Source organism: Prevotella sp. C561 (assembly GCF_000224595.1).
In the GTDB taxonomy this organism is placed as follows: Bacteria; Bacteroidota; Bacteroidia; order Bacteroidales; family Bacteroidaceae; genus Prevotella; species Prevotella jejuni.
Genome location: NZ_JH114139.1, coordinates 137,814 through 150,038, shown reverse-complemented (window position 1 = coordinate 150,038; position 12,225 = coordinate 137,814). Strand labels below are relative to the sequence as shown.

Here is a 12,225-nt window from a genome sequence, read left to right as displayed (position 1 = left end):
GAAAACAAGGAGACACTTGCTCGAATGAACTAAAAAGTCGCATTATGCACAAAGGAACAAGGGCGCATAAGATTACAGAAAGAGAGAAAACGCGTCAATGTGGCTATCAGTAAAATTAGGTACAGGGTGGAACGCACTTTTGGTTCCATACACAGATGGTTTAGGGGAGGTACGGCAAGATATGTAGGACTTGCCAAAACACATGCACAGCATATTATGGAGGCTGTTGCCTACAACTTATATCGAACGCCAGGGATAATTGTGTCCAATGCTCTCAAATAAAAGAAAATTGGACACAAATATAGATGATAATAATCGTTTTACGGCATCAATTATAACAATAAACACGTTGGAATATGCTTCTAAACACAACTAAATGGGAATTTCTCTATAAATGAAGGTTTTGCAGAGGTCTCATTCTGTCTTCTATTCCTTTGTCTTTGTATTCCTTTGTTTTTTCTGTCTTTATTTGTCATTCTGTCTGAAAATGATTACCTTTGCAGAGAGTATGTATAACACATTTTTGTACAGTGCAAGGAGAATGTAATCACATAGAATTACTGCGGTGAGAGTGAAAGATAAGGTTCTCTAAATCAACGACAAAACACGTATATTACTTAGTTATATGGCTCATTATCATTATCAAGATATAGGATATAACTAAATCATATTAGGCTAAATGAATATAAATTATGGGGTTGAATAACAGATTACAGATTGGTGATGTATCGAATAATGGTCAGGTAGAGATAGTTGATGAAGACAGATTATGTTATTTGGTAAGGTCAACAAGTAAAGGTGCTACAGGCTTACGTACCATCTCAAAGAGACTGTTAGAGGAATATGTAAACTATTGGAGTGAGCATCCTGATGCTACATCTGAATCTGCAAGACAAGCATTGTCTGGAACAAGTGAGATAGATAAGTATGAGTATGGTTATACGTCCACACTGTCGGTAATGGCTCAAATGGTTCTTCAATCAACTCATAAAGTAAAGAATAACGTAAGCAGTCTTCCCCGCCAGCAAATCTTCTACGGTGCACCTGGTACTGGTAAGTCATTTACAATCAATCAGGAGATAAAGGGGGAGGATGTCATCCGTACTACATTCCATCCAGATAGTGACTATTCGTCTTTTGTGGGAGCATATAAGCCAACGACACGAGAGATAACGATGCGTGACTTGTCGGGACATCCTGTTGTTGAGCTTGGGCAGACACTGACGGAGGAGAAGATTGTCTATGAGTTTGTACCGCAGGCTTTTCTACAAGCATATATTGCTGCGTGGGAGAAATATGCTACGTGTGATGAAGGCAATCCACAGCGACAGTTCTTAGTGATAGAAGAGATTAATCGAGGTAACTGTGCACAGATCTTTGGTGATTTGTTCCAGCTCTTAGACCGCAACCATAGCGGCTTCTCTGACTATCCTGTGAAGGCAGATACCGATATGAAACGTTATGTGGCTAAAGCACTAAAGGGATTGACTATTCCTCAAGCAGGTGCCATTAATAGCCTTTATGGTGGTCGTGATGTAGTGAGCGAGGTGTTGGAGGGTAATATTCTCCTACTGCCAAGTAATCTGTTTATTTGGGCAACAATGAACACCAGCGACCAGAGTTTGTTCCCGATAGACTCAGCCTTTAAGCGTCGTTGGGATTGGAGCTATATGCCAATATCGGATGCAAAGAAAGGTTATGTCATTGATGTTGCGGGTAGTCTATATGACTGGTGGCAGTTCTTAGAGGAGATAAACAAGAAGATAGAGAGCACGACCAATTCGGAGGATAAGAAGTTGGGCTATTTCTTTTGTAAGGCACATGGAGGCGTTATTAGCGCAGAGACATTTGTGGGTAAGGTTGTCTTCTACCTTTGGAATGATGTATTTAAGGACTTCGATTTAGTAGGTCCTATCTTTGATGATACAGTTGAAGGTGGAAAACTAACGTTTGCAAAGTTCTATACTGAGGGCGAAATGAAGACCAAGGTAAGGGCGGAGAAAGTGGCACAGTTCCTTGGTAACTTAGGCTTAACACCAGTTGAGGAAAGCGAAGAGGAATATAACGGACAGGCAGAGAATACCGATGACTCCGAGAATCCAAGGGCTACATGGTCGGTGTCAGAACGAAAGCGTTATGATTTTTGGGAGGCATTTTTAGCCTATGCACAAAAGAATGACGACTTTAAGACTTACTTTGGAGGAACCAAGAAGGCAGGTAAGGATCATTGGAAGAATTTCTATGTGTCTGGTGCTGATTTCTATATGTCTGTAGTTTTGAAACTTTGGGAGCGTGCTATTGCACTGCAAGTATATTTCGATAGAACCACAGATACTTATTATCATCTTGCTGATCAGAAAAAGGATATTGAAGCAGAGATGGATACGACGTATGAGTGGCGTGAGAATCCAGAAAAGAAATCAAGTACGATTGTAGAGCGGATAGACGATATTGATTTTGAGGATAAGGAACATTGGACTACCATCTTCGATCTTATTATTACACGAATACTTCGTATGCGTGAGGTCTTTGTTAAGTATTCAAAGCAGCAGTAGACACTCGTTATGCGAATCCTTATAGAAGAATATCAGTACGATGTCTCTAAGGTTAGGGACATTCTCTATGGTATTGATGCCTTAGAGAATATGGAGGGTAGGGTGTCTATCCATTACGTAGGGTATTATTATAACACCCTACTCAAAGACTGTGTGTTTATTCTTCCGAAGGTATTGCTGAAGAATGTTGATGGTCAGGAACTTGTTTTTGGAAAGTATAAGCCAGAGGATATAGCCAACTTAGATACTTTCGACTCCAAAGAGCGTAGTTTTCTTTATAAGTTTGCTGTGTGGATATATCGTGCCATTGTGGTCTATAAGAATGATAGACGTAATGATACGAGAATAGTTTGTCAATCATATATAGCACAGATGTGTCATCGAGGACGCAGACAGAGTAATACCTACCTTGATATTCTTCTGTCGCTGATACAATTCAATCAAGACAATCAAAGTTTTTTCTTCTTTATCATAAAAAATCTGCATAGTGGTCTGAACAAGATTAATTGGCAACGAACGATAGCAACACAGACTGCTATTATTCAGAATGAGCAGGCTGTCTATCTAAACCCAGTTAACAAGCGAAGGCAGATAAACTTTGATGAAGAACTACTCATCATCTTCTTTTCCATCCTAAATTATATTGGCGACACCTACGGTTTTCCGAAGGATATCTGTTGCCAGATCCAGCTCATTACTGGTAAGCGTTTTGATACCTATCTCAATGGATTTGGTAAGACACGTTTACGACAGATAAAGTATAAGTATTTCTCTGATAAAGCCTTACAACTATGGCATTTGTGTTATAACTTCTTCGATGAAGCACAGCAGGTGATGGTTGCCACAGAACAACGGGATTACCTATTGGTAAAGAACTTCTATGTTGTTTTTGAAGCCATTATTGATGAACTGATAGGCGATAACCCATTGCCAGATGGTATGGAGAAACAGCAAGAGGATGGGAAAATCGTTGATCATCTGTTCACGTCACAGAGTCTTATTGCTGGGGAGAACGAGCAAACGTATTATATCGGGGATAGTAAGTATTATAAGATTGGTCATGAGTTAGGAAGTCAGTCAATCTATAAGCAATACACCTATGCACGGAATGTTATACAATGGAACATTGATATTTTTAGCAATGGTGATAAGCCATCTTCGGGTGTTCGCCTGCGAGATGATGTGACAGAAGGCTATAATATCCTACCTAATTTCTTTATATCGGCAAAGCTGAATGAAATGTTCAGTTATGACGATGACAATATAGAGAAAACCGACAGAAAGAGAAACAGGCACAAGCGTGTGCAGTTTGATAACCGACTCTTTGACCGTGACACACTGTTGCTGTCCCATTATGATGTGAACTTCCTTTACGTTCTTTCACTGTATGCGAGAGATAATCAAAGTCAGAAGACCGCGTGGAAGATGAAGGTAAGACAGCGTTTCTGTAAAGAGATACAGAAATGGTTAGATGAGGATTATGACTTCTATTTTATCAAAGCTAAGACTGGTGTTGATGATAAAGAATACTTTAAGACACATTTCCAGCAACTATTGGGAAAGTTTTACGCACCTTTTGAGCAATATAAGGATATCTACTCCTTGGCACTTGAGAAGGGAGAGAAGTATCAGCAGGAGAATAAGTTGCTACTTAATCAACTCAAAGATTATTTTTTTGTTGAGAAGTTCAAATTAGAAAAAGATCAGCAGGATGTATTGGTAAGGATAAGAACACGGACACATTAAGAATGAGTTGACAAGTGGACAAGTAGACGGGTAGACAAGTTGATGGTCTCATCCAACTAATTATTCTGGCGTTGTTAACATCCTGCAAATCTGTTATTTCTCATGTAAGCCATTTACTTGTCGCATGTCTTTTATGCCTGCAGAAACGTGGAGAGGTTATGGTGGCTTAACTTACGTATTAATGATTAGATAAGTAAAAAACGGTTTTGTTATCCACAAATAAGCAATGAAGATAATAGGATTTAATCATCAAATGAGCGGTAGAGGCAGTAACGTGTTTAGCGATGCTAACCAAGGAAAAGGAGCAGCACTATGCGCTTCTCGTTTACATTCTGGCTCTAAAAAGAGAGTCATAAAGGTCATAGTCCTGTCCATTTTACTACTTTTCTCGTTTTCGTCTCAGCAGAAGGTTCTGTCGCAAACGTGTCAGCGTTTCGGCTCAAAGGCCACGAATGAAAGATTTCTACTTGGTGATAGTCTTGTCGCCGATACTACTTTTCCAAGTCAGGTTAATAGCTCTTGTGCAAGAGGAAAGGATGGTTGTGTACTTGAAAAACTGTCAATAAATTATTACAGCATACTTTCAAGGATGTCTCGCTCGGTTCTGAAATTAGATAAGACCCATCAGCTATCACTCAAAATATATAAGAAAAAAATAGTACGGAGGAACATATAAGCGCCTATGTCTTGTTATCTGTAAACAACGTGGTATCCGACTCGATTTTATGCTATGAATATTACAATAATGCCAATACACTTTCTTGTTATGAACAGATTTATTACATCAATATACGTCAACGCAAGATATGGACTGTTATGATGACTTTCGACGAAGAAAGTGCGCAAGCTGACGATACAAATACATACTTAATCGATTTACGTACAAACCGTTTTAGAAAAGAAGGTGGTAAGAATGAGCAAGACTTAAAAGGCTGTAAACGATAAGGAAACAGCTTGGGGACTTAGGCTCGAGTTTATAATTTAAATTCGATAAAAGCGAAAGGCATGAGAATATGGCAAGACTGAGTAGCCTTAGTACAGAGGGTAGGAAAAATAGAGTTATTCTTTTAATGAATAAAACGTGGATGTGTATATCCCGTTAACTTATTAGTTTGTCCACTTGTAAACTTTTTTACTTGTAAACTTATATTAGCTATAAGATAAAAGTTGTAATCCTTTTTATATTATTTACTCATTCAGAAAATCATACTTATCTTTGTGCTGTGGGAGATATGAGCACTGTGACCAAACTGCGAAACAGGATAGTCTTAGTCAAGAACTTATCCTTGGCTGTTGTGTTTTTATATGACTCCTACGCAAGTGTCTGATGTGTTTAAGAGTATTGTAGAGTAGGTGTCAGAAAGAGAAACTTTTGTGAAGACAACTCTGAGACTTCATCGTTTAGTAATGATTAAAAAATAACTTGGTACATTTTCGGAGCCGAGGCATCGGTCTTGAGCAGTGTATTCAATTGATGAAAAACTCCAGAAATGGAACTATATGGTTTCATGGAGAGAGAGAAAAAAATACCAAGTTATTTTTTATCATTACTTAATAAATTTTGTTTATATCTTTACAGTAGGATGAGTGTCTGCATATAAGTACGATAACTTCAAGCTCCGCAGCCGTCCTACCTTATCTTTGCGGCTTTTCGCGTGTAGAGAGTGGGGCAGGTTTTGTGAGCGACTTGCTGCCAAGGCGTTTATTCCAAGAGCTGTCAGGAGTCTGTCTGTTACACCTTTGTTGCCCTTTGTGCCTTATTATATGAGAGTTTTAGTTTATCACTTTTTATTTTGGAAGATACTTAAAAATACTTAGTTAAATATTTGTTTTACAGAATTCAAATTTTTATCTTTGTAATGTAATTACAAGAATAAAAGTCATCTTATAACGGTGATGAATTGTTTGAAGTTTGTATTGGTTGCAAAATAATCAGCATGAAAGGCGTTAGGAGAGACAACTGAAAGTTCTATTTCTAAAATATGTTATTATTTTATGTTCTATGATTCAAGATTTACCTTTGGGGCGAGGTTGAATTAAGATTAGTAGAAACGATAGATGTAGATATCATCTTGTCTCAAAAATAGACTGAGTGTAAGTGACGTTTGTAGATTATTACATTTGCCAATCTTTGTTGACTGTAGGTAGAAGACCTCATAGAGGAATTCTATTTTACTCAGAGATACAATGTATTTTGAAGTCAAAATTAAACATGGTAATACAGAATAAATATGGTTCTACATATCAACATCGAAGATTTGCTTGAAAAGAGAAAAATAGAAAGCAATCGTATAGAATTCAAGAAAGGGTGGAATCCTACTAAAATTTATCAATCTATTTGTGCTTTTGCCAATGATTTCGATAATATTGGTGGAGGATATATTCTTGTAGGTGTAGAAGAGGAGAATGGTATAGCCAAACGCCCTATATGTGGAGTTAGTTCAAAGGAGTTAGATAAGATTATGAAGGCAATGATAGGCTATAATAATAAACTGCTTCCTTACTATCTTCCACATCCAAGTGTAGAGGAAGTAGATGGTAAGCAAGTACTTGCAATATGGGTACCTGCAGGTGACTCCAGACCTTATGAAGTACGTTGCGATGTGACGAATCCTCGTTCTGAATCAAAGTGTTATATTCGTTCGGGAAGTAGTACAATAGAGGCAAAGGGCGATCCTTTAAACGAACTCAGAGAAATGGCAAATCGTGTACCCTTTGATGATCGTGGTAATAAGGACATATCCATCAAAGACATATCTATGATTTTGGTGCAAGACTACCTTCGACGTGTACAGAGTAGGTTGGCAGATATTGTACTGACACAAGACTTCTCCAAAACCCTTGAGCAACTTGACCTATGGACTGGACCTAAGGAAGACCGACGACTCAAGAATGTGGCGGCAATGATGTTTTCGGAAGAACCACATAAGTTTTTCCCTTACACACAGGTTGATATTGTGATGTTTCCAGAAGGGGTAATCAAGAATCCAAATAATATGATAGAAGCTCCGAGTATCAAGGGTTCGGTACCAACTATAATAAGAGCGACATTAGATTATTTACGTACCAATATAGTAAAAGAGCGGATTATCAAGCCTAAAAATCATGCAGAGTCCATTCGTTATTTCAACTATCCTTACCAAGCTCTTGAGGAGGCTGTAGTTAATGCTTTATATCATAGGGATTACCAAACACGGGAAATTGTGGAGATACGTGTAGAGCCACATGAGATAGCTATCTTAAGCTACTCTGGACCTGATCGCTCTATCTCTGATGCTGATCTCAATGAGGCAAAACATTTAAAGGCTCGACGTTATCGAAACAGACGATTGGGAGATTTTCTCAAGGAACTTAGTCTTTCTGAAGGTCGTTCTACAGGTATTCCTACTATACAAGATGAGTTGCTTCGTAATGGTTCACCCAAAGCGAGAATTGAAACTGATGAGGAACGTAGTTTTTTCTTGATACATATTCCTTGTCATTCAGATTTTGTAAATGAGACGATACCTCTATTACTTGTCAATGACAGAATAAATGATAGAATAGATAATCAGATAAAAGAAGAGAAGCGCCGTAAAAGACTGCAAACTATGATTCAAATGATACAGCAAGGAAAAGTAACTTCGGCGAAACAGATAGCAATGGAATTATCTATTTCTATACCTACCGTTTGGCGTGATATTAAAATCCTTGGTGAATTAGATATTAAGATTAATACAAGGGGTAAATGGACCGTAAGTGATACGGTAGCGTGATACAGTAAATGATACGGTAGCGTGATACAGTAAGTGATACGGTTGTGTGATACAGTAAGTGATACGGTTGCGTGATACAGTAAATGATACGGTTGATGATACAGTAAGTGATACGGTTGATGATACAGTAAGTGATACGGTTGCGTGATACAGCAAATGATACGGTTGATGATACGGTAAGTGATACGGTTGCGTAATATAGTAAGTGATACGATAGCGTGATACGATAGCGTGATATGATAGCGTGATACAGTAAATGATACGGTTGATGATACAGTAAATGATACGGTAAGTGATACAGTAAGTGATACAGTAAGTGATACAGTAAGTGATACAGTAAGTGATACGATATGAAGTAAATACTTGTATGAAGTTGTTTTGATACCGCAAAGTAATCTTAGTTATGGAACTTTCGAACTCCATTAATTTAGTTATAAAATAAGGTAAGTAGAATGTTGAGAAACAACGGCGTACCTGTTAAAATAGTTTCTATGAGGAGTGTTGATGATAAGTTTCGGTCTATATCAGTTTACATGGTAGCAAATTACAGGAATGTTTGCAGGTAATGTATTTAGCTGTTGAGTCAACGTTTTAGCATTAAATATGTATGGGGAGAAAGTACGGGGATGAGTGAATTGGAATATACAGACAGGTAGAAAAACCATGAGTTTTACTTGTATTTTGGTTGATAATATTGTATCTTTGCAGTAGAGAACGCAGAGGCTATGTTGGAAAGGATTTCTAACAGGGATGCTGTACCGCCCTCTTTACAGTAGGATGAGCGTCTGCATATAAGTACGATAACTTCAAGCTCCGCAGCCGTCCTACCTTATATAGAGCCGTATCCTTGCGGCTCTTTCTTTTGAGTAGGTTGTGGAGACCAAGTAAGTAACGGCTCGTGTTATTGTGTTCTGGCGCAAAAAAGAAAGATAATATCTTGTGTAATTAAAATATTATTACGATATTTGTATGCAATAAAGACCTATGCTTACATCTAAACGGCTATAATCTATAGATAGATAAATACTTTTTATTATAGAAATGGTATCGTTTTCTCGATATTAAGAGAATGTTATGAGCTGTACACAAAAGTGATATGAAACTTTTTTCAATCTTAGGAGTAGGATAAAAAGTCAACCTTTAGAGCTATTTTATCCTTGTAAGGCAATAAGGTTTCTGTAGTAAATATTCGTTTAACTAATTTCTAATTCTTATTAAGTAAAGATGGAAGTAGAAAGATTACGTCAAAGAGCAAAGAAGAAATTACTTCGTGTCACCTTTCCTGATGGGAAGGTAATCTGTTGTAGCAAATCAGTAAACACGATGATAGAGGCTTTGGTAGAGATAGGAGCCGAGCGGTTCCCCTCAATAGAAATGACGATGTGTCACCTCCCATTACTATCTAAGACCATCTATCCACAGTATAAGGAGTGGATGAAGCCCATCTGTGACGGTTGGTATCTTAATACACAGGCTGACACGGAGACGCGCTATATGCAACTTCGTTCTATCAGTCAACAACTCTCCTTAGGGCTTGTCTTAGAGATGGGTGTAGGCTTTGAGGTGCAGGCCGCATCTACGACGGAGAAGAAGCAGCGCACACGAGACCGCCTTGTTGTAAGGTTTGCCGATGGTGAATGTTTTGATAGTGTAAGAGCCTCGGAAACCTATCTTGGGACGATAAAGAAGTTGGGCGTAGAAACCATTATGCGCAAGCATATCCCATGGGGTAGTTATGATCTTATTACTTCTACACAACAGACTAAGTATCAGGTTCAGATAGGTGACAATAGATGGGTGACGGTTCCAACGACAACAAAAGACAAGGCAAGAGTGCTAAAGGTTATATCCGCAATGCTACATATTAAAATCGAGGTGACTTGCCTTTGAACTTTATTGTTTGAGGATCTTTGGTTTCTTGTTTCGCTTAGAAATATTAAAGAGCAGACATGAGACCAAAATATGAGTCTTCAGGATTTTGGAGTGATAAGGTTTGCCACTTGTGTTTAGAGTTTGAAGCAATGTCACACGGAGACACGGAGAGAACAGAGGATTATTAAATACAAAGCTATAGTAGTAACAGAGGCACCGTCGGTGCACAGAGCAACGGAGCTTGTTTGCCAATTCTATTAGCAATTTATATACAAAGCATTTATTTCAAAGTATTTATCAAGAATCTGTATGCTACACCTCCGTCGCTCTTTGTGCCCTCGGCACCTCCGTGACATTGCGTTACCTCCGTCCCCTCCGTGACTCTGTGTGCCTTATATGTAAGAGTTTTAGTTTATTACTCCATATTTCGGATGAGTCCAAAATATCTTCAAATACGGCTACTTGTTCAAAGTTGAGAATCGTGTTGATGTGTTGAGAAGATACTCGTAGAACGGTGTAAAGAGTAGATACGATTTGCCATTCTGACGCAATCCTGTAACGAACTATATCATTCCATTCTGGCGTCGGTCCATTAGCCTTTGTAGATAAATGGGTCGTTCTATATTCATTCCTATTAGTTATTTATGCGTAAAAACGCAGTCTTTGCGATTACAAAGATATGTCTCATTTTCTCACAATATCAACAACCTATCCGTTTTTTCAGCGTAAATACGCATTAATCAGTAAATAGTGCGGGTAGATTATGTGTATAGTGTGGGAACTATCTGACTGACTTTTTGTTGCTTCGTTACACTGTCTTTCCCGTCATGTGTCTTATCCATAATGATTCTGACGAGCTGAGCTATCTCCTCTTGCTGCTTGGATGTCGTAAGCGGAATAGGCTGGTTGCGTATATGCTCGAGGTAGATGTGATAATCACCATCTCGTTGGTCAGCCAACAATTTACCAGCCATTGAGGAATTGAGGACACCCAGTAAATAAAGCAAGTTAGCTCACTCTGTCATTCTGTCTATAAATATAAAGGAATGAGCGGCCCCTCCCCCGCAACAACTGGCCCCTCTCTCAACAACAACTGGCCCCTCCCCCGACCCCTCCCCCGCAGGGAGGGGCGTGATCACCGAGCTACCCCTACCGTCTTGCTGTTCGTTGCTTGTGGTGTTATTTGCATTCGTGTAAATCGTAATTAGGTGACCTATCTTTTAGTGATTAGGTAGGTTATAGTCTTTACTCTGTATGTTCATTCAGCCTAACTATGTCTTTCTGTCATTCTGTCTTTGTATATTAAATTTCCGTTCAGTATGTATGTTTCATTCATCTCTGTAACCTACATGAAATCAAGATGTTGCAGACTGCGTTGAAGAAGGGCGTTCTCAAGCATCAAGAAGGGCGTGTTCTTGGACGTTGAAGGGCATGTTCTCAAATGGAGAAGGGCATGTTCTTGAAATGAGTGGGGCAGGGGGGTGAGGCTTCTGTGGTTGTAAGGTTCTGTGTAATCGGTTGACTTAATGTCTCTGTGAAACCCTGTGTGTTCTGTTCATCTGTGTTCTCTGTGAGAAAAAGAACAATTGCGAGACTCGCTGGGGAGTTTTTTCTCTCACAGAGCGCACAGAGTTCACGGAGGTTTTTGGCGCACATTTCGATCCCACAGAAGGCCTTCGGCATACAGAGGTCACAGAGGCCTTTCAACTAAGATTAGCTGTAACGTTCTGTGATATCGGTTGACTTAATGTCTCTGTGGACCTTTGTGTGTTCTGTTCATCTGTGTTCTTCTGTGAGAAATAGAACGCACCCTCCATGTGAGAAATAACGCTTGAGATTCGCTGGGGAGTTTTTTCTCTCACAGAGCACACGGAGGTCACGGAGGTTTTAAGCGCACGGTTTCGAGCACACAGAAGGCCTTCGGCATACAGAGAACACAGAGCGTTTCAGCTATCGTAGATACCAATAAGGAGGCAAAAGCAGCCTACATCCACCTCACATGGGTATCTCGGTGATTACTGAGGGTGTGTCAAAATGTCCACATCCTCTTTTTTTATGCACAAAGCCCCGACTTTCTCAAGCCAGGGCTTTGCTATTTCCTAAAGTTTTTGTACCTTTAGGCATTCAAAAAATCTCATTATGACAAAGGTACACTTTCGTTCTTACATACACAAGAAAATGATTCTTTTTCCTCAAAGAATCGATAAGGATATCGCAGAAGATGACCCTGTTCGTCTTTTAGATGCCTTGGTGGATAATCTTATGTTGGATAATGTCTACAAGCTTTATAAGCCCAG

At 39.0% G+C, this 12,225-nt stretch carries 6 protein-coding genes and 1 pseudogene; 5 read left to right on the top strand and 2 right to left on the bottom strand.

What is annotated here, in order from left to right:
• The 4 genes and pseudogenes from HMPREF0666_RS16230 to HMPREF0666_RS00435 form a co-directional block, all read left to right on the top strand.
• Positions 1-282: pseudogene (locus HMPREF0666_RS16230) on the top strand (transposase); the annotation flags it as partial.
• Positions 283-692: 410 nt separating this feature from the next.
• Positions 693-2,555 carry a DUF4268 domain-containing protein gene (locus tag HMPREF0666_RS00455; protein WP_009010288.1) on the top strand — a complete coding sequence of 621 codons (1,863 nt, stop codon included), beginning with the start codon at positions 693-695 and terminating at the stop codon, positions 2,553-2,555.
• A 9-nt stretch (positions 2,556-2,564) separates the two neighbouring features.
• Positions 2,565-4,301, top strand: coding sequence for an LlaJI family restriction endonuclease (locus HMPREF0666_RS00450; RefSeq protein ID WP_009010287.1), 1,737 nt, complete (start codon positions 2,565-2,567; stop codon positions 4,299-4,301).
• A gap of 2,231 nt (positions 4,302-6,532) precedes the next feature.
• Complete coding sequence (locus HMPREF0666_RS00435; protein ID WP_009010284.1) at positions 6,533-8,056, top strand: RNA-binding domain-containing protein; 1,524 nt, start codon at positions 6,533-6,535, stop codon at positions 8,054-8,056.
• Here HMPREF0666_RS00435 and HMPREF0666_RS17155 read toward each other — a convergent pair.
• Positions 8,000-8,479: a hypothetical protein gene (locus HMPREF0666_RS17155; RefSeq protein ID WP_009010283.1), complete on the bottom strand. Its 480-nt coding sequence runs from the start codon at positions 8,477-8,479 to the stop codon at positions 8,000-8,002. The genes HMPREF0666_RS00435 and HMPREF0666_RS17155 overlap by 57 nt on opposite strands.
• An 801-nt stretch (positions 8,480-9,280) precedes the next feature.
• On the opposite strand from HMPREF0666_RS17155, the gene HMPREF0666_RS00430 reads away from it, so the two are divergent.
• Positions 9,281-9,946 (top strand): hypothetical protein, encoded by a 666-nt coding sequence (locus HMPREF0666_RS00430; protein WP_009010282.1) that lies wholly within the window; start codon positions 9,281-9,283, stop codon positions 9,944-9,946.
• Positions 9,947-10,689: 743 nt separating this feature from the next.
• On the opposite strand, the gene HMPREF0666_RS00425 is transcribed toward HMPREF0666_RS00430, so the two are convergent.
• A complete protein-coding gene (locus HMPREF0666_RS00425; RefSeq protein ID WP_042855789.1) occupies positions 10,690-10,902 on the bottom strand; it encodes a hypothetical protein in 213 nt (70 codons plus the stop codon).
• Positions 10,903-12,225: the final 1,323 nt, after the last annotated feature.